Origin of the sequence: Kocuria gwangalliensis (assembly GCF_039544365.1) — a bacterium.
GTDB lineage: Bacteria > Actinomycetota > Actinomycetes > Actinomycetales > Micrococcaceae > Kocuria > Kocuria gwangalliensis.
In genome coordinates this window covers 143,608-166,887 of the sequence record NZ_BAABLN010000033.1, presented here as the reverse complement: position 1 = coordinate 166,887, position 23,280 = coordinate 143,608, and the positions used below count along the sequence as shown (strand labels likewise).

27 protein-coding genes are annotated in these 23,280 nt (G+C 64.8%); 15 read left to right on the top strand and 12 right to left on the bottom strand.

The window, feature by feature from the left end:
• Positions 1-75 precede the first annotated feature (75 nt).
• Entirely contained in the window at positions 76-2,088 is a 2,013-nt protein-coding gene (dxs, locus tag ABEA06_RS11065) for a 1-deoxy-D-xylulose-5-phosphate synthase (protein ID WP_312396765.1), read from the top strand.
• Positions 2,089-2,130: 42 nt separating this feature from the next.
• Here the strand turns inward: dxs and ABEA06_RS11060 are convergent, their stop codons facing one another.
• Positions 2,131-2,595: a QcrA and Rieske domain-containing protein gene (locus ABEA06_RS11060; RefSeq protein WP_345311519.1), complete on the bottom strand. Its 465-nt coding sequence runs from the start codon at positions 2,593-2,595 to the stop codon at positions 2,131-2,133.
• 173 nt (positions 2,596-2,768) lie between these two features.
• Between ABEA06_RS11060 and ABEA06_RS11055 the strand changes: the two genes are divergently transcribed.
• Complete coding sequence (locus ABEA06_RS11055) at positions 2,769-3,179, top strand: prolipoprotein diacylglyceryl transferase (RefSeq protein WP_303382674.1); 411 nt, start codon at positions 2,769-2,771, stop codon at positions 3,177-3,179.
• 59 nt (positions 3,180-3,238) lie between these two features.
• On the opposite strand, the gene ABEA06_RS11050 is transcribed toward ABEA06_RS11055, so the two are convergent.
• The 3 genes from ABEA06_RS11050 to msrB all read right to left on the bottom strand — a co-directional run bounded on the left by ABEA06_RS11050 (position 3,239) and on the right by msrB (position 5,828).
• Complete coding sequence (locus ABEA06_RS11050; RefSeq protein ID WP_345311518.1) at positions 3,239-4,573, bottom strand: ribonuclease D; 1,335 nt, start codon at positions 4,571-4,573, stop codon at positions 3,239-3,241.
• Positions 4,574-4,658: 85 nt separating this feature from the next.
• Positions 4,659-5,264, bottom strand: a complete 606-nt coding sequence (locus tag ABEA06_RS11045) for a DUF3000 domain-containing protein (protein WP_303382676.1) — start codon at positions 5,262-5,264, stop codon at positions 4,659-4,661.
• A 120-nt stretch (positions 5,265-5,384) separates the two neighbouring features.
• A complete protein-coding gene (msrB, locus tag ABEA06_RS11040; protein ID WP_303382677.1) occupies positions 5,385-5,828 on the bottom strand; it encodes a peptide-methionine (R)-S-oxide reductase MsrB in 444 nt (147 codons plus the stop codon).
• A 112-nt stretch (positions 5,829-5,940) separates the two neighbouring features.
• Here msrB and ABEA06_RS11035 point away from each other — a divergent pair, with 112 nt between their 5' ends.
• The gene (locus tag ABEA06_RS11035) at positions 5,941-7,197 is read left to right on the top strand and encodes an alpha/beta hydrolase family protein (protein WP_312396762.1); all 1,257 of its coding nucleotides are present in this window, start codon (positions 5,941-5,943) and stop codon (positions 7,195-7,197) included.
• Here the strand turns inward: ABEA06_RS11035 and ybaK are convergent.
• Genes ybaK through ABEA06_RS11020 form a run of 3 tightly spaced genes read right to left on the bottom strand, consistent with a single transcriptional unit; the run spans position 7,157 to position 9,029 of the window.
• The gene (gene ybaK / locus ABEA06_RS11030; protein WP_345311517.1) at positions 7,157-7,660 is read right to left on the bottom strand and encodes a Cys-tRNA(Pro) deacylase; all 504 of its coding nucleotides are present in this window, start codon (positions 7,658-7,660) and stop codon (positions 7,157-7,159) included. The two genes, ABEA06_RS11035 and ybaK, sit on opposite strands and share 41 nt — an antisense overlap.
• Before the next feature lie 2 nt (positions 7,661-7,662).
• Positions 7,663-8,124 (bottom strand): SufE family protein, encoded by a 462-nt coding sequence (locus tag ABEA06_RS11025; protein ID WP_345311516.1) that lies wholly within the window; start codon positions 8,122-8,124, stop codon positions 7,663-7,665.
• Positions 8,121-9,029, bottom strand: coding sequence for a sulfurtransferase (locus ABEA06_RS11020; protein ID WP_303382681.1), 909 nt, complete (start codon positions 9,027-9,029; stop codon positions 8,121-8,123). The genes ABEA06_RS11025 and ABEA06_RS11020 overlap by 4 nt, the downstream gene beginning before the upstream one ends.
• Positions 9,030-9,291: 262 nt before the next feature.
• Between ABEA06_RS11020 and zapE the strand changes: the two genes are divergently transcribed.
• Complete coding sequence (gene zapE, locus ABEA06_RS11015) at positions 9,292-10,341, top strand: cell division protein ZapE (protein WP_312396766.1); 1,050 nt, start codon at positions 9,292-9,294, stop codon at positions 10,339-10,341.
• An 87-nt stretch (positions 10,342-10,428) separates the two neighbouring features.
• Here the strand turns inward: zapE and ABEA06_RS11010 are convergent, their stop codons facing one another.
• Positions 10,429-10,617, bottom strand: coding sequence for an antitoxin (locus ABEA06_RS11010; RefSeq protein ID WP_303382682.1), 189 nt, complete (start codon positions 10,615-10,617; stop codon positions 10,429-10,431).
• 194 nt (positions 10,618-10,811) lie between these two features.
• On the opposite strand from ABEA06_RS11010, the gene nrdF reads away from it, so the two are divergent.
• The 5 genes from nrdF to ABEA06_RS10985 all read left to right on the top strand — a co-directional run bounded on the left by nrdF (position 10,812) and on the right by ABEA06_RS10985 (position 14,574).
• On the top strand, positions 10,812-11,792 hold the full coding sequence (nrdF, locus tag ABEA06_RS11005; RefSeq protein ID WP_345311515.1) for a class 1b ribonucleoside-diphosphate reductase subunit beta: 981 nt from the start codon (positions 10,812-10,814) through the stop codon (positions 11,790-11,792).
• A gap of 172 nt (positions 11,793-11,964) precedes the next feature.
• Positions 11,965-12,426 (top strand): hypothetical protein, encoded by a 462-nt coding sequence (locus ABEA06_RS11000; RefSeq protein ID WP_312397140.1) that lies wholly within the window; start codon positions 11,965-11,967, stop codon positions 12,424-12,426.
• Between the two features lie 61 nt (positions 12,427-12,487).
• Positions 12,488-13,207, top strand: a complete 720-nt coding sequence (locus tag ABEA06_RS10995) for a lipoate--protein ligase family protein (RefSeq protein ID WP_345311514.1) — start codon at positions 12,488-12,490, stop codon at positions 13,205-13,207.
• Positions 13,208-13,216: 9 nt separating this feature from the next.
• Positions 13,217-14,038 carry an SOS response-associated peptidase gene (locus ABEA06_RS10990; protein WP_345311513.1) on the top strand — a complete coding sequence of 274 codons (822 nt, stop codon included), beginning with the start codon at positions 13,217-13,219 and terminating at the stop codon, positions 14,036-14,038.
• 92 nt (positions 14,039-14,130) lie between these two features.
• Positions 14,131-14,574: a pyridoxamine 5'-phosphate oxidase family protein gene (locus ABEA06_RS10985; RefSeq protein WP_303381952.1), complete on the top strand. Its 444-nt coding sequence runs from the start codon at positions 14,131-14,133 to the stop codon at positions 14,572-14,574.
• Between the two features lie 8 nt (positions 14,575-14,582).
• On the opposite strand, the gene ABEA06_RS10980 is transcribed toward ABEA06_RS10985, so the two are convergent.
• Both ABEA06_RS10980 and ABEA06_RS10975 read right to left on the bottom strand, forming a co-directional pair.
• On the bottom strand, positions 14,583-15,089 hold the full coding sequence (locus ABEA06_RS10980) for a GNAT family N-acetyltransferase (protein ID WP_312397136.1): 507 nt from the start codon (positions 15,087-15,089) through the stop codon (positions 14,583-14,585).
• Between the two features lie 96 nt (positions 15,090-15,185).
• The gene (locus tag ABEA06_RS10975; RefSeq protein WP_303381954.1) at positions 15,186-15,497 is read right to left on the bottom strand and encodes a hypothetical protein; all 312 of its coding nucleotides are present in this window, start codon (positions 15,495-15,497) and stop codon (positions 15,186-15,188) included.
• A 235-nt stretch (positions 15,498-15,732) separates the two neighbouring features.
• On the opposite strand from ABEA06_RS10975, the gene ABEA06_RS10970 reads away from it, so the two are divergent.
• From ABEA06_RS10970 to ABEA06_RS10960, 3 genes are read left to right on the top strand one after another with little or no spacing between them, the layout of a single operon-like run.
• Positions 15,733-17,061 (top strand): M20/M25/M40 family metallo-hydrolase, encoded by a 1,329-nt coding sequence (locus ABEA06_RS10970; RefSeq protein ID WP_345311512.1) that lies wholly within the window; start codon positions 15,733-15,735, stop codon positions 17,059-17,061.
• A gap of 9 nt (positions 17,062-17,070) precedes the next feature.
• Entirely contained in the window at positions 17,071-17,985 is a 915-nt protein-coding gene (locus tag ABEA06_RS10965) for a hypothetical protein (RefSeq protein ID WP_303381956.1), read from the top strand.
• Between the two features lie 31 nt (positions 17,986-18,016).
• Entirely contained in the window at positions 18,017-19,186 is a 1,170-nt protein-coding gene (locus tag ABEA06_RS10960; protein WP_312397143.1) for an acyl-CoA dehydrogenase family protein, read from the top strand.
• Between the two features lie 101 nt (positions 19,187-19,287).
• Here the strand turns inward: ABEA06_RS10960 and ABEA06_RS10955 are convergent, their stop codons facing one another.
• Complete coding sequence (locus tag ABEA06_RS10955; protein ID WP_303381957.1) at positions 19,288-19,533, bottom strand: DUF5703 family protein; 246 nt, start codon at positions 19,531-19,533, stop codon at positions 19,288-19,290.
• Positions 19,534-19,572: 39 nt separating this feature from the next.
• Between ABEA06_RS10955 and ABEA06_RS10950 the strand changes: the two genes are divergently transcribed.
• From ABEA06_RS10950 to mshC, 3 genes are all read left to right on the top strand, one after another.
• Positions 19,573-19,926, top strand: coding sequence for a primosomal protein (locus ABEA06_RS10950; RefSeq protein WP_312397692.1), 354 nt, complete (start codon positions 19,573-19,575; stop codon positions 19,924-19,926).
• 114 nt (positions 19,927-20,040) lie between these two features.
• Positions 20,041-20,874 (top strand): undecaprenyl-diphosphate phosphatase, encoded by an 834-nt coding sequence (locus ABEA06_RS10945; RefSeq protein WP_303381959.1) that lies wholly within the window; start codon positions 20,041-20,043, stop codon positions 20,872-20,874.
• Positions 20,875-20,962: 88 nt separating this feature from the next.
• Complete coding sequence (gene mshC, locus ABEA06_RS10940) at positions 20,963-22,270, top strand: cysteine--1-D-myo-inosityl 2-amino-2-deoxy-alpha-D-glucopyranoside ligase (protein ID WP_312397690.1); 1,308 nt, start codon at positions 20,963-20,965, stop codon at positions 22,268-22,270.
• 18 nt (positions 22,271-22,288) lie between these two features.
• Here mshC and ABEA06_RS10935 read toward each other — a convergent pair whose 3' ends face one another.
• Positions 22,289-23,185, bottom strand: coding sequence for a PAC2 family protein (locus ABEA06_RS10935; protein ID WP_303381961.1), 897 nt, complete (start codon positions 23,183-23,185; stop codon positions 22,289-22,291).
• Between the last annotated feature and the right edge of the window lie 95 nt (positions 23,186-23,280).

Below are 23,280 nucleotides of genomic sequence, written 5' to 3'. Positions count from 1 at the left end.
GGGGCAGGTCATCAGTGTGCTGCTGACTGATGCCGCATCCGCCATCCCGATTTGTCGAAGGCACGGAGAGCACGCATGACGCTTCTGGAGACCATCAAGAGCCCATCGGACCTACGCGGTCTGGACAACGCGGCTCTCGAGCAGTTGGCTGCGGATATCCGTGCGTTCCTCATTACGCACGTGGCCGCCACAGGGGGACATCTGGGACCCAACCTGGGCGTCGTGGAACTGACGCTGGCCGTTCACAGGGTCTTCGACTCGCCCCGCGACTCCATCGTCTTCGACACCGGGCACCAGTCGTATGTGCACAAGCTCCTCACGGGGCGCCAGGACTTCTCCACACTGCGGCAGAAGGGTGGTCTTGCTGGTTATCCCGACCGCGGTGAATCCGAACACGACATCGTGGAGTCCTCACATGCGTCGTCGTCCCTGTCCTGGGCCGATGGCATCTCCCGCGGTTATCAAATGACCGGCCAACACGACCGCCACACCGTGGCCGTCATCGGCGACGGCGCCCTGACCGGTGGCATGGCGTGGGAGGCCGTGAACAATATCGCCTCGGACAAGAACCGCAAGGTCGTGATCGTCGTCAACGACAACGGCCGCTCCTACGCCCCCACCGTGGGTGGTTTCGCGAACAGGCTTCAGGAGCTGCAGGCCAGTGTGCAGCAGGGCGTGGACGCCATGCGCACCGACCGCCGGTACGAACAAACCATGGACAAGGTCAAGGGCCTGTTGCAGGAGTCCGGTCATCTGGGTCAGGCCGTGTACCGCGGACTGCACGGCATGAAGCAGGGCATCAAGGATGTCGTGGTCCAGCAGGGCATTTTCGAGGACCTCGGCATGAAATACGTGGGACCGGTGGACGGCCACGATCTGGATGCCATGGAGCAGGCTCTGAGCAACGCCAAGAACTACGGGGGGCCGGTCATCGTCCACGCGATCACCGAGAAGGGCCATGGTTATCTCCCCGCGCGGCTGGACGAGAACGACCAGTTCCACTCGGTGCCCGTGATCGATCCGTCCACCGGCAAGCCCACCGCCACCTCGTCATCGCGCACCTGGACCCATGTGTTCCGCGACGAAATTGCGGCGATCGCCGATGAACGCGAGGACATCGTGGGCGTCACCGGCGCCATGCTGATTCCCATGGGCCTGCAGAAGATGCAGCTGGCCCACCCGGACCGCGTGGTGGACGTGGGGATCGCCGAGCAGCATGCGCTGACCATGGCCGCGGGCATGGCCTTCGGCGGGTTACACCCGGTGGTCGGCCTCTACGCGACGTTCCTCAACCGCGGTTTCGACCAGCTGCTCATGGACGTGGCCCTGCACAAGGCAGGTGTCACGGTGGTTCTGGACCGCGCCGGCGTCACCGGCCCGGACGGTCCCAGCCACCACGGGATCTGGGATCTCGCGCTGCTCCAAATCATCCCCGGGCTTCATTTGGCCGCGCCTCGGGACGAGGCGACCATGGTCGAGGAACTGCGCGAAGCGGTGGCCGTGAACGATGCTCCCACGGTGGTGCGCTACCCCAAGGGAACCGTGGGAGCGCCGTCGCCGGCGTTGGAACGGCTGCCCGACGGCGTGGACGTCCTTGTGCGTAGCGGGGACCCGGCGCAACCGGGGACCGCGCATCGTGACGTGCTGATCGTCAGTGTGGGCGCCATGTGCAGCATCAGCCAGGAGGTGTCCGAGCGGCTGGCCGCGCACGGCGTGTCATCCACGGTGGTGGACCCGCGCTGGGTGCTGCCAGTGGCGAGCTCGGTGGTCGACCTCGCGGCTCAGCACCGGATCGTGGTGGTCATCGAGGACGGCGTACGGGCAGGCGGTATTGGGTCCCTGATCCGTCAGGAAATGCGTTCGGCCGGCGTGGACACCGCGCTCAATGAAGTGGGGTTGCCCACGGAATTCCTGGCCCACGCAAGCCGCGACCAGATCCTGGAACAAACAGGGCTCACCGCTCAGCGCATTGCCCAGAACACCCTGTCCTCCGTGCTCGGCACACGGGTCCCCTACGCCCGCCCGGCCGACGAGGAAAAACTACGCGCCACCCAGACCAGCCGAATGCGGCGGGTGGACGGCGCGTAGCGAGCCGACCAGGGTCTCGAGCCTCCGCCGGTTTGCGGGTGCTCAACCCACGATGATGCGCTCACCCTGAACCGTCACCGGATATTCGACCAGACCGCTCGTGGCCGGGCCGCCCTGAACACCCCCGGTGCTCATGTCGAACGTGGAGCTGTGGCACGGACACACGTAACTGTTGTTGGCGGGATTCACCACGCACCCTTCGTGCGGGCACACGGGGGAGAAGGCCTTGAACGTGCCCTCGGTGGGCTGGCCCACCACGGCCTGGAGCCCGTCCTTCTCGACCTTCACGCCCTGACCCACCGGAATATCGGAGGTGGCGGCAACATCCACGGGGGAGGCAGGTGCCTGAGGGGTGGCCGGGTCGCTGGCCTCATTGCCGGAGCCACCGCACGCGCTGAGCCCAACGGCGGCCACTGATGCCAGACCCGCCGCGCCCATCACGCCGCGCCGCGTGGGAAAGCCGGTGGTATCTGCGGTGTCGGATTGCTGATGTCGTTCCGTGTTCAAGGGGATCCTCTCGAAGATTACGCGCTTTTCAGTTTATGACCCGCTCCCTGACAATGTGATGCGACTGGCCGGGGCCGTGCGTCAAAACGGGGAGCCACGGGAAAGGTCAGTAGGATGTGTATTAGTCACAGGGGTGCCAGGAAGGCTGCCTCGAACAACTGAAAGGAATCAAGATGATCAAGCGTCTCGCTTTCGTCGCCGGTTTCGGTGTTGGTTTTATCGTGGGTTCCGCTTCGGGCCGTAAGAGCTACGAGTCCCTGCGTGAGACCGCCATCAACACCTGGAACGATCCCAAGGTCCAGGACAAGGTGTCCGAGGGCACCGACTGGGTCAAGTCCGAGGTTCCCGTGGTGGGCGGCAAGCTTGCCGACACCGCCCAGAAGGCCGCAGGTACCGTATCGGCCAAGGCCCAGGACGGCGCCTCGACCGTGAAAGACAAGGCCAAGGAGGGTGCCGCCTCGGTCAAGGCTAAGGCCGGTTCGAACTCCTCGGATGCGGATCTGCCCAAGCCCGTGACCACCGAGAAGGACGTGGACATGAAGGCCGCAGAGCCGGGCCCCACCGAGGACGAGATGAAGAACTGATTCCAGTCTTCACCTGACAGTGGCCGCGTACCCTTCCGGGTGCGCGGCCACTGTCATGGTCATGGTTCGTTCCCTGATTCGGGGATCGGATCATCCGCGTGCTTCTCCGCACGGCGCTGGGCCCGCAGCTCCCGCCAGGTGTGTCCGATCACCGACGCCACCTGTTCCACCTGCCACTGCCGGACTCCCAGTTCCGTGAGCCGCTGAGCCACGGCCTCGTCCGACGTCGAGCGCGGGGGTTGCCAGCAGAAACGGCGTAGCAGCTCGGGGGTGATCAAATTTTCGGTGGGCATCCCCACGGCCTCCGCGTGTTCGGCCACGGCCGGTTTAATGGCCTTGAGCCGAGCGGCGGCCTCGGGGCGTTTGGCCTCCCAACCCTTCACGGGAGGTAGCGCATCCGAGGGCACATTGTGGGGCACCGGGTCATCGGTGAGCCGCGCCTCCTGGACCGCAGCCAGCCAGCGGGGGGCCTCACGGGATGCCGAGCGACCGTGGAAACCCGGGGTCGCCAACAACTGCGGCACGGTGCGGGGCATGGCATTGGCGGCGGCAACGATTGCCGAATCAGGCAGGAGCCTGTTGGGGGAGAGGTCCTTGTGTCTGGCGAGGTTCTCCCGGGCGGTCCAGAGGTTGCGCACGGCGGTGAGTTTGCGCCGACCACGCACGGTACCGATCCCGTGGGTTCGGCGCCACGGGTCCTTACGCGGCGGAGGGGCCGGGGCGGTGCGCACGGCCTCGAATTCCTGCTGGGCCCATTCAAGCTTTCCGGCCTCGACCAGTCGTTCTTCCGTGGCCCAGCGCAGCTGGACCAGGACCTCCACGTCGAGGGCGGCGTAATTGAGCCAGTCCTGCGGCAGGGGGCGCTTGGACCAGTCGACGGCGGAGTGTTCCTTGGAGAGCGTGAACCCCAGGAGCTCCTCTGTCATGGATGCCAGTCCGACCTTTCGCAGGCCCAGCAGTCGGCCGCCCAGCTCGGTATCGAACAGCAGATCAGGGGTCATGTCCAGATCCCGCAAACACGGCATGTCCTGAGTTGCCGCGTGCAGCACCCATTCGACGCCGCGGAGGGCGTCATTAATGCTGGCCAGTGATCCCACGGCCTCCGGGTCGATCAAGATGGTGCCCGCACCTTCGCGGCGGATCTGGACCAGGAACGCACGCTGGCCGAAACGAAACCCCGAGGCGCGCTCGGTGTCGATGGCCACGGGGCCGGTGGCTTGTGCGAGTTGTTCCGCCGCCCGCGCCAAACCCCGTGCGGTGTCCACCACGCGGGGGATGCCGTCGGCGGGTCCGTGCAAGTGAACCGTTGCGGGGACGTGGAAGTCCTCGAACCCCGTGACCACGACTTCGGTGGCTGGGGGCCTTTGCGGCGTCCTGGGAGACTGATCACTCACGGTATTAATGAAAATTCCTGACCACTGGATCGGTAATTGCTGTCTCTACCGTACTGCCACGGAACCGAGCAGTAGGTGCGGGCCACTACAAATACGTCACGCCTTCGCTGAACGGGGGCAGTCCCGTAGCTGTGCACAACAATTGCGACCAGGCTTCCACGTGCGCGCACGCCCAGTTCCGGGGATCTTTTTCGGTCAACGGGGTCCATGACGCGCGGACCTCGATCTCCACGCTGTCCGTGTTCTCCCGTAGCGAGCCGAATCCCTTTTCCAAGGTGCGTGAGGCCGTACCGCCCTCGGACGTGTACGAGGCCCCGCTGTGGTCCAGCGCCTCGGTCAACCACGACCAGCTGACGTCCGTGAGCAACTCGTCCCGGCCGATGTCCAGGTCCATGTGGGCTCGGAACCAGCTGACGATCCGGAAGGGTCCACCCCATGGTTCGGGCCGTGACGGGTCGTACAGCAGCACGAATCGACCGGTGGTGGGTGCCTGGGTGTGTTCGTAGCTGCGGAGGGTGCGGCGTTGAATCCGGCCCACTTCGGCGGCAATCGACATGGCGTGCGGAGCCAAGCCGCGCGGTGGGGTGATGCGGGCCAGTGTGACTTCCGGGCGAGTGCGTGCACGACCGAGAGCTCGCACTGCCGTGCGAAATTCCTCCGGGGTGCCGTTCAGCTCGCTTACCGCGCTCACAACGCTCACATTAGCCAGTGAGCCGCCCGGGGTGAGGGGAGCCACGCCGTGAGAGTCAGCCACGACTTCCGCGGGCGGTGACTGGCCGTTGTGCCAACCGGCCGGTAACTGAATCCGGTGTCACTCGCCCCGGGTGGCCGGCACCAATCGCATGGACACGGAGTTGATGCAGTAGCGCAGGTCGGTGGGCGTGTTGAAACCCTCCCCTTCGAAAACATGCCCCATGTGGGAATCGCAGGCCGCGCACCGGACCTCCACGCGTTTCATGCCCATGGTCGTGTCCTCGATGTAACGCACCCGATCCTCGGCCAGGGGCTCGAAGAACGAAGGCCACCCGCAGTTGGAGTGGAACTTGGTGGCGGATCGGAACAACTCGGCTCCGCACGCTCGACATTCGTAGACGCCGGTTGTTTCCGTGTCCACGTATTCGCCGGTGTACGGGCGCTCCGTACCGCCCTGGCGCAATACCTGGTACTCGGCGGGGGTCAGTACCTCGCGCCATTGGGCATCGGTTCGGGCGGCGGACTGCGCGGAGACCGGCTCGTGGGTGGAGTTCTCGGACATATTTTCTCCGTTTCCTGGTTGGCATGATGGATCGGACCACTGTGTACAACAGTTGACCGGGCTCCAATATGCCCGCCGGAAGCGCCCAGGGCGAACATGTCAGAATGACGACATGGCATCCCTTCCGACTCCCCCCGCAGACGCTCCCTCCCGGTCGTGGCGCCACGGTGCCATTGTCGGTGCCACGCTCAGCATTGGGGCGGCGTCCGTCACGTTCGCCCTGTCCAGCGGTCTGGCAGCGTTCATCGCCCGGCAGGTTGTGGTGCCGGCCAAAGTCGCGGGGAAGCTCACGGTGTTGAAGCTCGACACGGACCCGAATTCGGGTCAACAGCTGATCACGTTGCCCGCCAACACGGACACCCGAGCCGCCGGCACCTACGCCCTGCGCTTCGACGAGGGCCAGAGCATGGCGCGCATTGGATTCGTGGTCCGGCAGAACAACAACACGGTCACCCGGTTGGTGGAACGGGTCTACCGCGGCGAACTCGCGGAGGGCACCAAAGGCTGGTGGACCGGCACGGTCTACGCACGTCCGGGAGATGCCGGATTCGCGTTCGAAAAAGTGGACGTGGAGACGGAGCTCGGTCCCGCCCCGGCCTGGGTCATTCCCGCGGACGGTGTCACCGACCGGCCACGGCACGAAGGCGTGTGGGCGGTCATGGTGCACGGGCGCGGTGCGCAGCGCATGGAATGCATCAGGGGAGCCCGTGTTGCGCAAGAACTCGGTCTGCACAGTCTGATCGTCTCCTACCGCAACGACCGAGAAGCACCGGCCACCCAGGACAACCGCTACGGACTGGGTTTCACCGAATGGGAAGACGTGGAGGCGGGTATCGCGTACGCCCTGTCCCGGGGTGCCACGGACATCGTGCTCTTCGGATGGTCCATGGGCGGTGCCATTGTGCTCCGCACCCTGGAGCTCACCAAGTACCGCCACACGGTCCGCGCGGTCGTTCTGGACGGGCCGGTGGTCGACTGGTTCGAGTTGGTCGCCCACCAGGCCAAGATTCACCGCATTCCACGGCGCATCGGCCGAATGGCCACGGACTTGATTTCTCATCGGCTGGGGCCCAAAATCACGGGCCTGGCCGCGCCCCTGGACCTGCATGCACTGGACTGGATATCGCGGTGGGAGGACATCACCACACCCACGCTCATTCTGCACTCCACCGATGACGAGGTGGTTCCGGTGCAGGGCTCGGTGCACCTGGCCGAGCTCAGCCCGTTCGTGGACTTCGTGGGCTTCGCGGGTGCGCGCCACACCAAGGAGTGGAACATTGACCGCAAGCGCTGGGAACGAGCCGTGCGGGAGTGGCTGCCCACCAAGCTCAAGCGGCCAGCGGTGCGTAACGCCCGTCCGTCAGCCTGAGCAGATCGGCGGGAGACAGCTCGACATCCAGCCCGCGCTGCCCACCGGATACCAGCACGGTCACCAGCTCGCGCGCGGAGTGATCCAGCAACGCGGGAGACGGAACTTTCTGACCCAACGGTGAAATGCCGCCCACCACGTAACCGGTTCGGGTTTCGGCCGCCGACGGCGCCGCCAGACGCGCCTTCTTCCACCCCAGTTCCCGGGCGGTCGCCTTGAGATCCACGGTGGAACTCACGGGAACCATGACCGTGGCCCAGTCCTTGTCATGGACGACCATGAGGGTCTTGAACACGCACGCCGGGTCCTTGCCCAGCTCACGCGCGGCCTCCATACCGAACGATTCCGCACGCGGGTCATGCCGGTAGGGCAGCGCCGTGTAGGCAACCCCGGCGGCGTCGAGCACCGCAAGGGCCGCCGTAGCGGCGTGCGATGCCCGAGCCCCGGGGCGGTTGCGGGCCATCCTCAGCCGGCAGCGCGAGCCGCTTGCAGCTCCCGGACCTGCCGTTTGATCCTGCCCAGCATCGCGGACATCCCGCGCATGCGCAGCGGGGACACCAACTTGGTCAGGCCGAAACGCTCCGGCAGGTCATCGGGGATGTCCAGCACGGTAGAGGCGGGCAGACCGTCCAGACCCTCGTACAGGATGGACGCGAACCCGCGCGTGGTGGGTGCCTCGGGCGGTGCGGAGAAGTAAATGTTCACCCCCGGGTCCCCGCCGCCCTCTTCGAGCTCCACGGCCAAGAACAGCGGCGACTGACACTCGACCACTTGTTCGAGGTCTTCCGGGTGTTCGCCGTACCGGGCGGGAAGCTCGGGGAGCGAACGGGAGAACTCGAGAAGGAGCTGGAGCTTGTCGGGTTCCGGAACGGCGTCGAAATCCTCGATCAATCCCTGGACCTGGTCGGGCAATGCTTCGGTGGTCACCGGGCACCCTCCGGAGCCTCACCGCGGGCCGCACCCTGGGCCACGGGCACGCGCACCGCGTTGCCCCATTCGGTCCAGGAACCGTCGTAATTGCGCACGTTGTCGAAGCCCAGCAGGTGGGTGAGCACGAACCACGTGTGGGAGGAACGCTCGCCGATGCGGCAGTAGGCAATCACGGCGTCGTCGGGGGACAGACCCACTTCTTCGCGGTAAATCGCGTCCAACTCGTCACGGGACTTGAATGTGGCGTCCTCCGCGGCGGCGCGAGCCCACGGGACGGACGCCGCGGTGGGGATGTGCCCGCCGCGCAACGTGCCCTCCTGGGGGTAGTCCGGCATGTGGGTGCGCTCGCCGGTGTACTCCTGCGGGGAGCGCACGTCAATGAGCGGGGTCTTGCCCAGGTTGTCCAGAACGTCCTCGCGGTAGGCGCGGATCACGGAGTCGTCGCGTTCGACCACGGGATAGTCGGTGGGGGTGACCTCCGTGGTGTCGGTGGTCAGCTCGCGACCCTCCGCCACCCACTTGTCACGGCCACCGTTCATGAGCCGGACATCCTGATGGCCGAACAGGGTGAAGACCCACAGGGCGTACGCGGCCCACCAGTTGGACTTGTCGCCGTAGACCACAATCGTGTCATCGCGAGAAATACCCTTGCGGGACATCAGCTCGGCGAACTGCGTGCCGTCCACGTAATCACGGGTGTCCGGCTCGTTGAGGTCCGTGTGCCAGTCGACCTTCACCGAACCGGGGATGTGACCGGTTTCGTACAGCAAGACGTCCTCGTCGGATTCGACAACCACCACACCGGGCTTGCCTGCGTTGTCGGCCACCCACTGGGTGGAGACCAGCCGCTCGGGATGGGCGTACTGGGAGAAATCCTGGTTGTTCTCTGCTTCCACGGGCATGTGCGGTACTCCTCGTGTGTAGACGTGCGCGTCACGGCGCGCGGGACTTGATGTCCAGGGTAGTGCGCTGGCGGTGGGGAATGCATGCGCGAAAGCCGCAACCGGGGGCTGCAGCGGGCGTGTTCACGATGGGCTGACCGGTAGCATCGTGGCAGGAGCAGTTCGCCTACTCGGAATTCGTCCTGATCAATGCCGCCCGACGTCCCGTCCCGTGAAATCGCGGGGCTGAGGCGCCACGGGCAGGGAGGCCCCTTACGTGAGCATGCACATTGAACACCTCGTGGAGCGTAACCCGCGCGTTTCCGGCCAGGATTTGCTGGCCGGTTTCCGCCCGTCCGAGCGCTTCGGAGAGGTCTCCTTCGACACGTACCGGCCCGATCCCTCCCAGCCGTCGCAGTCGGAGGCGGTCGAGAAATTGAAGGCGTTCGCGGCGGGTGTGGGCGGTGGCCAGTCCTCGGGCAACGGGTTCTTCTCCAAGCTCTTCGGCGGGGGAGGAGCTCAGAAGGGCTCGCCCGCCCAGGGCATTTACCTGGATGGTGGCTTCGGTGTGGGCAAGACCCACCTCTTGGCCTCCCTGTGGCACGCGGTTCCGGGACCCAAGGCGTTCGGTACGTTCGTGGAGTACACGAACCTGGTGGGCGCGCTGACCTTCCGCCACACCGTGGAAGCGCTCAAGGACTACCAACTCGTGTGCATCGACGAGTTCGAGCTCGACGATCCTGGGGACACCGTGCTGATGTCCCGGCTCATGCGTGAACTCGCGGACGCCGGCGTCAAACTCGCCGCGACCTCCAACACGCTTCCCGGCTCATTGGGTGAGGGCCGGTTCGCGGCCCAGGATTTCCAGCGCGAGATCCAGGTGCTGTCCTCACAATTCGACGTCGTACGGATCGACGGTGAGGACTACCGCCACCGCGGCCTTCCCGAGGCACCTCAGCCGCTCGCCGACGACGCCGCTCTGGACGCCGCCGCCCAGCAGACCTTCTCGGGCAGGACCGTGGGGATCGACGATTTCGACGCACTGGTCGAGCACCTGTCCCGTGTCCACCCATCCCGCTACCGCGCGCTGATCGACGGCCTGGACGGGATCGTGTGGCGCGGGGTGCGCACCATCGACCAGCAGGCCGTGGCACTGCGATTCGTGGTGTTGGCAGACCGACTGTACGACAAGGATCTGCCGATTCTGTCGACCGGTGTGCCCTTCGACCAGGTCTTCACCGAAGAAATGATGGCCGGCGGCTACCAGAAGAAGTACTACCGCGCCGTGTCCCGGCTGACCGCACTCGCTCGTGAGGGCGGCGAGGCGGCCTAGATCCCGCGGGGACTCTCAGTGAGGTTCTCCGCAGAGCACACGGCGCCCCGCGGAAATCTCTTCCGAGGGGCGCCGTTTCATCAGCCGTTACTGCTCGCCATTGCCGCCGAACTTGTTGCGCGCGGCGTCCTGGCCCTTGTCGACCTGCTCCGCGTGCTTGCCGCCGGTGCGATCATCCACGGCGTCTCCGGCCTTGTCAATGCCCTGGTCAACCTTGTCCGGGTTGTCCTCGGCGAACTGCTTCGCCTTGTCTCCAAGTCCTCCGATGTCCACCATGACGTTCTCCTTACGGTCGCTCGAGCCGCCTCGTACGAGGCGCTGATGTGACCATCATGACCTGCGCTTTCGACGAAATTCAAGGCCGGTGAGCTATTCTGGTAGCTCGACTCCATCCATTGCGCGAGTTCGCGATGAAGCCCCCGAGGACCCCAGTCGACACACTTTTTGACAAGCGAAGGAGCCAGCGCGCCATGACAGCTGAAAAGGTTGAACTGCTCCGCCACACGGCGGAGGCCATTAACTGGAACCGCATTCAGGACGACAAGGACCTCGAAGTCTGGGATCGTCTGACCTCCAACTTCTGGCTCCCCGAGAAGGTGCCGCTGTCCAACGACGTCCAGTCCTGGAAGACCCTGACCGAGGAGGAGCAGGACCTCACCATGAAGGTCTTCACCGGTCTGACCCTCCTGGACACCATTCAGGGCACCGTGGGTGCCGTCTCGTTGATCCCGGACGCCAAGACCCCCCACGAGGAAGCGGTGTACACCAACATCGCGTTCATGGAGTCGGTGCACGCCAAGTCCTACTCCTCGATCTTCTCGACACTGTCGTCCATGAAGCAGATCGACGAGGCCTTCCGTTGGTCCCGCGAGAACCCGTACCTGCAGCGCAAGGCAGAGATCATCATCAAGTACTACAAGGGTGATGACCCGCTGAAAAAGAAGGTGGCCTCCACGCTGCTGGAGTCCTTCCTCTTCTACTCGGGCTTCTACCTGCCCATGTACTTTTCCTCGCACGCCAAGCTGACGAATACGGCGGACCTGATTCGTCTGATCATCCGCGACGAGGCCGTGCACGGTTACTACATCGGCTACAAGTACCAGCGCGGTCTGGTCGAGGAGACCCCGGAACGTCAGGAAGAGCTCAAGGCGTACACCTACGACCTGCTCGACGAGCTCTACGAGAACGAGATCGCCTACACCGAATCCCTTTACGACACGGTGGGCTGGAGCGAGGACGTCAAGAAGTTCCTGCACTACAACGCCAACAAGGCCCTCAACAACCTGGGCTACGAAGCGCTGTTCCCGCGGGAAATGACCGACGTGTCCCCGGCCATTCTCTCCTCGCTGTCCCCGAACGCGGACGAGAACCACGACTTCTTCTCCGGCTCCGGTTCCTCCTACGTGATCGGCAAGGCCGTGAACACGGAGGACGAGGACTGGGACTTCTAAGTCCACAGCCATTGACGAACCCCGCACCCACCTGGGCTCCCAGGTCGGGGTGCGGGGTTTGTCAGTTAACGACCAGCTCCTCTCAACCCGCCATCAGTGAACGCGATGCATGATCGATGCACACCGGCACGCACATCGCGAGCCTCGATCTATCGATCGTCGAGAGGATGACATGTTGACGTTCACTTCCCCGCGGACACCGTCCGCCCTCACGTCCCATGAACTGTCCGCACTGGGTTCCGTCATGCACGGTGGTGGCACCGTGGCGGAATTTCACGTATCACTGCTGACCCGTGTGCTGCGCGGCGCCCAAGCGTGGTACCTCACCCACCCTGACACCTCCCTCCTGTCTCGTCAGGAGAAGAACCGGCTGGCCCGCGGGCAGCATCGCGTCCGTCGGTTCGTGCCCGTGACACAGACCGCCGACCCCGGCGAGAAGATCCTGGCCATGAACGACTCACGCGAACTACTGGACGACTACGCGTTGCTGGCAGCCGCCACGGCCGCCGCGCAGGCGTACGGTCCATTGAAATCGGGCGTTGCCATTCACCCGATGCGCCATGACATCAGGCCCGGCGCGCATCGCGTACCGCCGCAGTGGCGTAGCGGATCCACGGTGGCCTGGGCCGCGTAAGGTGACTAAGCGGCGTCGTCGACCGTGAGCTCCCGGCGGAGCAACTAAAGTGGGGCGCAGCATGAAACTTATACGCCAGCGCGAGTCCCTAGGTGCCGAGCAGGACTACCGCCGTTCCCTGTCGATTCTCGACGCCGCTCGGTCGTCGAACACCGGGCCCATCCTGCGGATCTACCAACCCCGCCCCACTGTCGCGTTCGGGCGCCGCGACGAACTCAACCCGGGCTTCACCCGGGCACGAAGGTCCGCGCTCGACGCCGGGTTCGCTCCCTTGGTGCGCCGGGTCGGCGGGCGCGCGGCCGCTTATCACGGCGGGTGCCTGATTGTGGACCACATTGAACCCGATCCGGACCCCAAGACCGGCATCCAGGACCGCTACCGACTGTTCGGCGACATGATCGTGGCCGCCCTCGAACACCTGGACATCCCCGCCGATGTGGGCGAGATCCCCGGCGAATACTGCGCGGGGGAGTACAGCGTGCACGCGCCGCGCACCGCCCAGGACCCGGACCGGCCGGTGAAACTTGCGGGCACCGCCCAACGGGTCGTGGCCGGTGCCTGGTACTTCTCCAGTGTGATCGTGGTGGAACATTCCGACCCGATCCGCTCGGTCCTCACCGACGTCTATTCGGCCTTGGGCGTGGAATGGGACCCGGCAACCGCCGGCGCCGTGGATGATGTCCGCCCCGGAACCACGGTCTCCCAGGTCGAAGACGCATTGTTGCAGGTGTACACCATGTACTCCCGGTACATGGGCTACGGATCCATCCAGAACAGTTAGGGGCACCCCATGTGCGGCCGTTACGTCATTGCCAGGACCCCGGGTCAGCTCGCCTTGGAATTCGACGCCGAGGTCGATGAAACCCTCGCCGGGGACCACGTGCGCGCCAACTGGAACACGGCGCCCACCCAGACCGTGCCCATCCTGCTGGAACGCCTGGACGACCAGGGCACCCTGCACCGTGAACTTCACGCGGCACGCTGGGGGCTGGTTCCGTCATGGGCCAAGGACATCGCTGTGGGCTCCAAAATGTTCAATGCCCGCTCGGAGACGGTCCAGGAAAAGCCCTCGTTCCGCGCTGCCATCAAGTCCCGCCGCTGCGCCATCCCCGCGGACGGATACTACGAGTGGCTGGCCCCGGCGGCTTCGACGGGTGGCGCCAAGGGCAAGGGTAAGAAGCAGCCGTACTTCGTGCACCCGCCGGAGGAGCACATGATCTGGTTCGCCGGCATCTACGAATGGTGGAAGGTCCCGGAGGAACAATTGGCGGGTGCCCGCGAGGGCCAGACCCGCTCGGGCAAAGAGGGCGAAAGCCAGTGGTTGCTGTCGTGTTCCATCCTGACCTGCGAGGCACCCGATTCCGACGACGAGAATGAGCATCTCGCGGCCCTGGGTCACTTGCACAACCGGTTGCCCCTGGGCATGAGCAGCGACATGGTCCCGGAATGGATTACCCCGGATACGGAGCGCACGCACGATGTGGTGGCTCGGGCCATTTCGGAGGCCTACGATGTCGCCGCGCAGTGGCGCATGCACCCGGTCACCACCGACGTGGGGTCCGTGGCCGTGCAGGGACCCCATCTGGTGGAGCCGCTTAACACTTTGCTCTAATACCGCGTGCTGGGGTGCCGCCCCGGGAACCGGAGCGGCCGCAACCTACAGTGGACAGTGTCAGATACAGGCACAATCCGGTAGGAGACGTCATGGTGGAACTGGGCAAGAACATTTCGGAAGACAGCCGGTGGCTGATTGATTTCGTGCGCCGCGCGGGAGCCGGCGTGATCGCGAGCAACAGTGGAACCGGCTATCCCGAATCCGCCTACGTGCACGTGGCCGTCAACGACACCGGACGCATCATTCTGGGAACCAACGCCCTGTCCCGCAAGTTCACCAACATCACCTCCGACCCCCGGGTTTCCATGGTGATCGTCAATGACGGCGCCCAAGAGGTCCAGCTCGAGGGTGAGGCGGCCGTGTTGGACGACACCCAGGTGGCCGCGGCGGCAGAGGTTCTCTCCACCCAGCATCCTGGTGCCACAGAGACGAATGACCCCGAGAACCTGCGTCTGCTCGAGGTCACCGTCCGCTGGGCCAGCCACACGGACACGCGAGAAGTTCCGCCCGCGCAGCGTGAACTGGAGTTCTGACCCCTAGCTCAGAGATCGTCGTTGTCCGGAATCCAACGGTTGAAGTCCAGCGTCAAATACAGGGCCAGGGCCGCGGAGTTGTCCTCCGCGATCCGTAGGCAGACCTCTTCGTAGCCCTGGCCGTACAGCTTGGTCATGGCTTCGCGGACCAATTGTTCCGCGAGCCCGCGGCGGCGGTGGGACGACGCCGTGAACAGTTCGAACAAGTAGGGCACCGTGGGCAGGTCGTCGCCTTTGCGTTGTTCCAGCACGATCGCGGCGGCAATGACCTGGCCGTCGTCGTCCTCGACCACTGGCGAGGCATCCGGCAAGAACGGGCCGTACTCGCCGTCGAAAACGCCCTGGATGATCTTCCCGGCGTCCTCTTCGGACATGGCGGCGGGCGATGACGCGTAGGCCTGAAAATAAAGTTCCGACAGCGCCGGAATGTCCTCGGCAGTCACCTGTCGACTGGGCACCGGGTTAGTGCTGTTTGTCTCCAACGTTTGGGCGATCAGGGTGATGGTTCCACTCATCTTGGCCTCCATATGGGTCAAGGGCCGGTGCGGCCTGGCGTTCGTTCCACCAGAGTAACGGAGAACACGGAGGCGGCGATCACTCCTGCAATATCATCACTGAATTGTTGGCGAATCTTTATGGACGTCCCAGGGACTGAGGTCGATCGAGGGTACGTCCGCCGCGAGCACACTGCCGCCGTACTGCTCGGCTCGGTAGGCCAGGGACCACGTCCTGGCCAGTTGCACTGCGGCATCGAAGGTGCGGGCGCGGCCTTCCCTGGGGCAACCGGAATGGGGTTCGACAAAGGACACCAGCCATTTGAGGGTGCGCCAGCGATGAAAGGCGACCGCGCGAATATCGACCTGGGGCAGCTCGTCGGGCGGAAAATTGCGGGGGGAATGCGGTGGCATTGAATCGTGCAGCATGAGACCTTTGGGGGGGGGGATTCGGGGGGAATCTCAAAGCAATCGATGCTGATACTACTGCGAAGTAGAGGCAATTTGAAATGAGTGGCCGGCACGTCAAGGTCCGGAATATGAAGGACTGCGATTGGTCGCCGCCGACTTTAATGCCTCCGGGGGTCGCGGGGACTACCGTTGAAGGCACATGTACGACGAGTCGGGTGGTCTCACCCGAGCGATCCCAGGAGAAGGAGACACGATGTCGACACCGGATTCCACGGCGTCCGGGCAGTCAGCCCCGGAACTCGAAACCGCCGAGATCTGTCAAGAACTGATTCGTTTCGACACCACCAATTACTCCAGGGGCAATGCCAAGGGCGAGCGAGCGGCCGGTGAGTACGTTGCGGGCCTGATCAGCGAGGTCGGGCTGGAACCGCAGTATTTCGAATCGGCTCCGGAGCGAGCCAATGTGTTCACCCGCATCGAGGGAACCGATCCTTCCGCGGACGCGCTCCTGGTGCACGGGCACCTGGACGTGGTTCCGGCGCTGGCCGATGAGTGGTCCGTTGATCCGTTCGCGGGTGAGGTCAAGGATGGCATGATCTGGGGCCGCGGCGCCGTGGACATGAAGGACATGGATGCCATGATGCTCTCGGTCATGCGCTACATGGCCCGCACCGGGGAACGGCCCAAGCGCGACATCGTGTTCGGTTTCTTCGCGGATGAAGAGGCCGGCATGAGCTACGGCTCCAAGTGGGTCACCCAGAACCATCCCGAACTTTTCGACGGTGTCACGGACGCCCTCAGCGAAGTGGGTGGCTACTCGGCCACTATCGGGGGTCAACGTGCTTATCTGCTGCAGACCGCGGAAAAGGGTCTGATGTGGCTCAACATGATGGCCAAGGGCGAGGCGGGTCACGGTTCCGGGCTGCACGAGAACAACGCCGTGACCCGGTTGTCCCGGGCCATGGCCAACATCGGTGAGTACACGTGGCCCATTGAGCTGACCAAGACCACCCGGGCCTTCCTGGACGAGGTGACCGAGCTGACCGGGGTGGAGTTCGACCCGGACAATCCCAAGCGGCTGCTCGACGAACTCGGGCACGTGGCGCGCTTTGTGGGTTCGACCCTGCAAACCACCGCCAACCCCACCATGTTGGACGCCGGGTACAAGACCAATGTGATTCCCGGGTCGGCCCAGGGCACCCTTGACGTGCGCTACCTTCCGGAGCAGCGCGAGATCGTCATGGAAAAATTGCGGGAACTCGCCGGGGAAGGCATCACCTTCGAGGCCGAGTTCGAGGACATCGGACTGGAAGTGCCTTTCTCCGGAGACGTGGTGGATGCCATGGTGGACTCACTCAAGGCCGAGGACCCGGAAGCCGTGGTGCTGCCCTACATGTTGGGCGGCGGGACGGACAACAAGTCCCTGTCACGTCTGGGGATCACCGGCTACGGTTTCGTACCGCTGCGGTTGCCGGAAGAATTGGATTTCACGGGCATGTTCCACGGTGTGGACGAACGAGTTCCGGTGGCATCGCTGGAATTCGGTTCTCGCGTTCTGCATCGTTTGTTGACCAACTATTAGGAGTTATTCGTGGGGGAGCGTCAAGAAAAGACCGAGGCCGTGCCGGGCCACGACCAGCGTGGTGGTCTCACGCGCCGAAAGGCGATTATCGCGGCCGCGGGGGTGGTGGCAGCGGCCACGGCGGCGGGCGTCGCCACACAGATCCCCCGGTGGGTCGAGGACGAACCCCCCGAACAGGACCTGTCGGCGGACCGGCTGTTCGACGCGAACATCGATGAGCGTGGACTGAGCGGCTACGCCAAACTGATCCCGGAGGACAACCGGGAGGGGCTGGGTTATCACTTGGTCCCGGACCCCGTGGGTGGTGGACGCCAGGTGGCACGATTCACCTCGCTGCCGGAACTGACGCTGGGCAACGAGTTCCCCCGTTCCATGGTGGAGACCGAGCCCATTATCAAGGCCGCGGCGCACGGTAACGACAATGACGTGTACTTCAACGGATTCTCGTTCTACGTGCTGGATGACGACTTCACCGATCAAACGTGGATCACGTTGTACACGGGTGGCTACGGGCCTCCGTCCAACGGCCCGTCACTGCTGGGGATCATGCTGGTCAAACACCCCGACGGCGGGCTGATGTTCCGCATGGGGGATGAGCCTCAGCTGCTGGGCACCGAGGCGCGGATACCCACCGGACAGTGGGTGGGCGTGATCCAGTCCTACAAGTACGCGTACGCCAGTAACGGTGGCTGGGTGGAAATGTGGCTCAACACGGGCGGTGCCTGGGAACAGCTCCGGATCAACGGCGAAACCCGGCCCAACCTGGACATCATGAGGCCCAATGTCACGGACGGTTGGTACAAGGATCCCAGCGTGCCCGCATCCTTCTCGCGCATCGGGGCGTACGGGAACAAGAGCTACGAGGCCTTCTTCGCAACCCATCGGATCGCCCGCACCTTTGACGCCGCTGACCCGCTGCGCTGAGAACAACGTCAAGGAGACACACGTGAGCACAATGCACGACGTACTTCCCGACCACATGCTCGAGACGTTCCGTGACCGCGCGGCCGGGTACGACGAACGCAACGAGTTCTTCGCCGAGGACTTCGCGGACCTGCGTGATGCGGGCTATCTCAGGTTGCTGGTGCCCGAGGAGTTCGGGGGCCTGGGGTTTTCCCTGCAGGACGCCGCCATGGCCCAGCGCCGCCTGGCCGCCGCGGCGCCGTCGACCGCCCTGGGGATCAACATGCACCACGTGATCGTGGGTGTTGCGCGCACGCTGTGGCAACGCGGGGACGCGCGCGCTCGCGGGATCTTCGAAGAAGTCGTGGCCGGTGAGGTGTTCGCCTTCGGTATTTCCGAGGCCGGCAACGACTTGGTGCTCTTCGACGCCACCTCGGTGGCCGAACCCGTCGAGGCCGGGCTGAGTTTGCAGGGCACCAAGATCTTCACGTCGCTTTCACCCGCGTGGACCAGGTTGCTCGTGCACGCCCGGCGCACCGATCGCGCATCCGACGCCCCGGACGCGTTGGTCTTCGGCGTGCTCGAACGCGGTGCGCGGGGGGTCGAGATCAAACAGGATTGGGACGCGCTGGGCATGCGTGCTTCCCAGTCGTGCACCACGGTGCTCGACGGCGCAGTGCTGGCACCCGAGCGCGTCCTCACCGAAATTCCCGTGGGGCCATCGCCGGACCCCGTGGTCTGGGGCATCTTTGGTTGCTTCGAGTTGCTGCTCGCGTCCGTGTACACGGGGATCGCGGACCGGGCGATCCAGGTGGCCGTGGAGATCAGCCGCACACGGATGTCACATGCGCGCGGGGCCAGTTACGCCTCCGACCCCGATATCCGTTGGCACATCGCGGAGGCCGGGATCCTGCGCGACGGCGTGGAACTTCAATTGCGTCAGGTGAGCTCCGACATGGATGCGGTGGGCACCGACCGGGAGGTCCAGCACGGGGGGCGCTGGTTCATCTTGTTCTCCGGGCTCAAGCACCGTGCCACGGAAACCGCGCGGCAGGTCGTGGATCTGGCCCTGCGCTCCACGGGCGGTTCGCAGTTCCGCCGGGGGAGTGAGCTGGAACGGCTCTACCGTGATGTGCTGGCCGGGATGTACCACCCCTCGGACAACGAATCGGTGCACGCCGCCACGGCCACGTCCCTGCTCGGTCCGATCCCCACGGACTGATCCGCGGCGGCTACCGGCGGCCGTGACGACCGCGGGTGACCGCGCGGTGGCGGCACCGCAGCGGGCCGGGCGGCGTCGTCGTGGGCGAGGCCCCGGATCGGTTAGAGCGTGCGCGTCACCCGAGTGATCCGACGCCGCATCACGTAGCGGCGGGCACCGCCGTACAGCACCACGGAACGCATGAGCTCCCACTTGCCGTACTCTGCGTGCTCCCGCACCCTGGCGCGCGCATCCGCGACGTGTTCGCGGGGGGCCACGGTGAGCCTGAGGTACTCGTACCTGTCATCCCTGCTGGCCACCGGGTGAGTGGGAGCGGAGCCGATCTTGGACAAACGTTGTTCTTTCATTGCTCCCATTCTGCCTCGATAACGACTAACGTCTACCCCATGAGCAATGATCCTCGCGCCGCCCTGCAAACTTTGGTCAACGCGTTCGAAGAACACTTGGCCGCCGCCGCAAATCGACGTTCGGACAACGACCCCGCCGTGGACGGGGCCTACCTCTCGATCGCTGACGCCTTCGACGCGTATGAAGAGGCCCTGTACGAGGCCTATGACGAGGTGACCCCCCTCACCGTGTTCGCCGAGGACGAGAGCGATTCGGACGACAACGATGATGATGATGATGACGATGATTACGACGAGGACTTGCTCGAGGACAACGAGATGATGGACGAAGACCTCGTTGACGAAGACGACTACGACGAGGACGAGAACTCCTCGGATTCCTCGCGCCGCTAGACCGAACGGGGCACTGAGTGCCCACCGTGCCAGCGGCTAAGGGCCCACGTGTGATGGAACACGTGGGCCCTTTCTTCACCCGTTTTACGGACCCGGGTGCCGTACAGTTGTCGCGTGAACTGGATCGAAGCAATCATTCTGGGAATTGTCCAGGGCCTGACTGAATTCTTGCCCGTATCCTCATCCGCACATCTGCGCATCATGGGTGAGTTCCTGCCCAACAGCGCGGATCCCGGTGCCGCCTTCACGGCCATCACCCAATTGGGCACCGAGACGGCGGTGGTGATTTTCTTCTGGCGAGACATTGTGCGGATCATCAAGCACTGGTCGTTGTCGCTGGTCGGTAAGGTCTCCCGCAAGGACCCGGACGCCCGCATGGGGTGGTTCATCATCCTGGGCTCCCTGCCGATTGCGATCCTGGGTCTGCTGCTCGAGGACTACATCGACAGCCAGTTCCGTTCACTGTGGATCACCGCGTCCATGCTGGTGATCTTCGGTTTGTTCCTGGCCATTGCGGATCACGTGGGTAAACAGGAACGCGTCCTGCAGGACCTGACCGTCAAACACGCTATCGGCTACGGCCTGGCACAGGCGCTCGCCTTGATTCCGGGTGTCTCCCGATCGGGTGGCACCATCACGGCCGGTTTGCTCATGGGTTACACCCGCGCGGCCGCCGCTCGCTACGCCTTCCTGCTGGCTATTCCCGCCGTGTTCGCCTCCGGGCTGTACAAGCTGTACAAGGCCATGACGGGGCAGGAACCGGAGGGCGTGTACTCCATGGGCCAGACACTGGTCGCCGCGGTGATCGCGTTCGTGGTCGGGTACGTCATCATCGGCTGGTTCATGCGTTACATTTCCGAACGCAGCTACAACCTGTTCGTCTGGTACCGGATCCTGCTGGGTGCCGGCATCTTCGTGCTGCTCGGCGCCGGCATGATCAGCGCCTGATTCCCGAGCCGCTGGACCCCGGGGAATAGGGTGCCGGGGGCACCCGTTGACAACTTGAGTGACCCATGTCCGTGAACAAAAGGTGAGTATGAAGTCCTGGTCCGCACGTCCCGTTCCCGAATTGCCCGGAACAGCCCCCACGCCTTCGGTGTACGACTCGCGTCAGCAGCGCAAGGTTCAGCTCCCGGCCGAGCACGAGGCGGGTCTGTACGTCTGCGGTATCACGCCCTACGACGCCACCCACATGGGCCACGCCGCCACCTACGTGGCCTTCGACCTGTTGATCCGCGCCTGGAACGACGCCGCTCAGCACGTCACGTACGTTCAGAACGTCACCGACGTGGACGACCCGCTGCTCGAGCGCGCCGAGGCCACGGGCGTGGACTGGCGTGAGCTTGCCGAAGAGCAGACCGAGTTGTTCCGCACGGACATGAGTGCGCTGAACGTGATTCCGCCGGCCCGCTACGTGGGGGCCACGGAATCCATCGAATGGATTGTGCCCGCGGTGGAGGGCCTCATTGACCGGGGTCTGGCCTACCGCGTTCCCGGTGGCGTGGACGAGGACAACACCGAGCAACCCGACGGGGACGTCTACTTCGACGTCAACGCCGCCGGGCAGCTGAAGGAAACCGATCCCGATGCGTGGGTGGTCGGTGACGTGTGCGGCCTGAGCCGCGAGGAGATGCTCCCGTTGTTCGCCGAGCGCGGCGGAGACCCCGAACGCGACGGCAAGCATGACGTGCTCGATCCCTTGCTGTGGCGCGTCAACCGCCCGGGAGAGCCCGAGTGGGACGGCGCATCCTTGGGTGCCGGTCGTCCCGGTTGGCACATCGAGTGTTCCCTGATTTCCCTCAAGTACCTGCCCACTCCGTTCACGGTCCAGGGCGGCGGTTCCGACCTGGCGTTCCCGCATCACGAGATGGGTGCGGGCCACTCGTATGCCCTCTCGAGCCAGCCCATGGCCGAGCATTTCGTGCACACGTCCATGGTGGGCCTGGACGGCGAGAAGATGTCCAAGTCCAAGGGCAACCTGGTGCTGGTCTCCAAGCTGCGCGAACGCGGTGTGGACCCCTCCGCCATCCGGTTGGCCATCCTGGCGAACCACTACCGCATCGATTGGTTCTGGACCGACGATCTTCTGACCCAGGCCGAGCGTCGTCTGGCCACGTGGCGTGCGGCCGCGGCCAAGCCGGAGACCGCCGGTGCCGAGGCGCTCCTCGAGGCCGTGCGCGCGGGCCTGGCCGATGACCTCAACGCACCCGCCGCAGTGATTGCCGTGGATGCGTGGGCGGCTCGGAACCTGGCCGGCGCCGCAGCGCGCGGTGCCGGCGCGTCCTCGGAGGACCGTCAGCTGGCCATTGACCTCATCGAGTCCCGGCTGGGAGTCGTACTGTAACCACGCGGGGCAGGGGCGCTACCCGCGGTCGTCGCGGCGTCGTAGATACCGTTCGAACTCACGGGCAATGGCGTCCCCGGTGGCTTCGGGCAGATCCACGGTGTCCTTGGCCTCTTCCAGTTGCCGAACGTACGCCGCGACCTCCGGATCCTCTTCGGCGAGCTCGTTGACGCCGCGTTCCCAGGCCTCCGAGTCCTCCACGATCGGATCCACCGGCAGCGATATGCCCAGCAGTTCCTCCAACTGCCGCACCAGGGCGAGTTCCGCCTTGGGCGAGGGCGACTGGGCCACGTAGTGCGGGACCGCAGCCCACATGCTGATCGTGGGGAAACCCGCGAGCGCGGCCATGTGCGAGAGGACACCCACGATGCCCGTGGGGCCTTCGTACTGGGGTGCTTCGATGTTGAGTTCCTCGCGCAGCTCCTCGGTGTCCGAGGTCAGGGTCACCGGAATCGGTCGCGTGTGGGGCACGTCGGCCAATAACGCGCCGATCATGATGACGAAGTCCACGTCCAGTGTGGTGGCCTGTTCGAGCAATTCCGCGGTGAAGGTGCGCCACTTGTAGGACGGTTCCCAGCCGTGCAGCAGTACCAGGTCCAGGTTGGTGCCGGGAACCGAGGCCTTGGACAGTTTGGTGGTGGGCCACTGCAGCTTGGGCTCTCCGCTCGGCCCCCGACGGACCACGGGCCGGGAGTACTGGTAATCGTAGAAATCATCCGGTGAGACCTCGAAGACCTCGCGCGCACCGTAGTGCTCACTCATGAGTTTGAGGGCGTCGGTTGCGGCATCGCCGGCGTCGTTCCAGCCTTCGAAGGCGGCAATCAACACGGTCACTTTGTCCGTGTCGGCGCCGTCGCGAACCACCCCGAAGGGGCCGACCCGGGGGTGCGAATTCTTCTCGTCAAACGTGCTCACCGTTCCACTGTACGGCGCGGGCGGACGCAGTACCACGAGTCCCGATTCAGCCGTTTCCCCGGGGACCCGCTTAACATGGGCGCATGCACTGTGAA

Excerpts from the sequence above, each read along its gene's own strand:
- dxs (WP_312396765.1), top strand. The coding sequence starts at position 76 with ATGACGCTTCTGGAGACCATCAAGAGCCCATCGGACCTACGCGGTCTG.
- ABEA06_RS11055 (WP_303382674.1), top strand. The coding sequence starts at position 2,769 with ATGATCAAGCGTCTCGCTTTCGTCGCCGGTTTCGGTGTTGGTTTTATC.
- msrB (WP_303382677.1), bottom strand. The coding sequence starts at position 5,828 with ATGTCCGAGAACTCCACCCACGAGCCGGTCTCCGCGCAGTCCGCCGCC.
- ABEA06_RS11035 (WP_312396762.1), top strand. The coding sequence starts at position 5,941 with ATGGCATCCCTTCCGACTCCCCCCGCAGACGCTCCCTCCCGGTCGTGG.
- ybaK (WP_345311517.1), bottom strand. The coding sequence starts at position 7,660 with ATGGCCCGCAACCGCCCCGGGGCTCGGGCATCGCACGCCGCTACGGCG.
- ABEA06_RS11020 (WP_303382681.1), bottom strand. The coding sequence starts at position 9,029 with ATGCCCGTGGAAGCAGAGAACAACCAGGATTTCTCCCAGTACGCCCAT.
- zapE (WP_312396766.1), top strand. The coding sequence starts at position 9,292 with ATGCACATTGAACACCTCGTGGAGCGTAACCCGCGCGTTTCCGGCCAG.
- ABEA06_RS11010 (WP_303382682.1), bottom strand. The coding sequence starts at position 10,617 with ATGGTGGACATCGGAGGACTTGGAGACAAGGCGAAGCAGTTCGCCGAG.
- nrdF (WP_345311515.1), top strand. The coding sequence starts at position 10,812 with ATGACAGCTGAAAAGGTTGAACTGCTCCGCCACACGGCGGAGGCCATT.
- ABEA06_RS11000 (WP_312397140.1), top strand. The coding sequence starts at position 11,965 with ATGTTGACGTTCACTTCCCCGCGGACACCGTCCGCCCTCACGTCCCAT.
- ABEA06_RS10995 (WP_345311514.1), top strand. The coding sequence starts at position 12,488 with ATGAAACTTATACGCCAGCGCGAGTCCCTAGGTGCCGAGCAGGACTAC.
- ABEA06_RS10990 (WP_345311513.1), top strand. The coding sequence starts at position 13,217 with ATGTGCGGCCGTTACGTCATTGCCAGGACCCCGGGTCAGCTCGCCTTG.
- ABEA06_RS10985 (WP_303381952.1), top strand. The coding sequence starts at position 14,131 with ATGGTGGAACTGGGCAAGAACATTTCGGAAGACAGCCGGTGGCTGATT.
- ABEA06_RS10980 (WP_312397136.1), bottom strand. The coding sequence starts at position 15,089 with ATGAGTGGAACCATCACCCTGATCGCCCAAACGTTGGAGACAAACAGC.
- ABEA06_RS10975 (WP_303381954.1), bottom strand. The coding sequence starts at position 15,497 with ATGCTGCACGATTCAATGCCACCGCATTCCCCCCGCAATTTTCCGCCC.
- ABEA06_RS10970 (WP_345311512.1), top strand. The coding sequence starts at position 15,733 with ATGTCGACACCGGATTCCACGGCGTCCGGGCAGTCAGCCCCGGAACTC.
- ABEA06_RS10960 (WP_312397143.1), top strand. The coding sequence starts at position 18,017 with ATGCACGACGTACTTCCCGACCACATGCTCGAGACGTTCCGTGACCGC.
- ABEA06_RS10955 (WP_303381957.1), bottom strand. The coding sequence starts at position 19,533 with ATGAAAGAACAACGTTTGTCCAAGATCGGCTCCGCTCCCACTCACCCG.
- ABEA06_RS10950 (WP_312397692.1), top strand. The coding sequence starts at position 19,573 with ATGAGCAATGATCCTCGCGCCGCCCTGCAAACTTTGGTCAACGCGTTC.
- mshC (WP_312397690.1), top strand. The coding sequence starts at position 20,963 with ATGAAGTCCTGGTCCGCACGTCCCGTTCCCGAATTGCCCGGAACAGCC.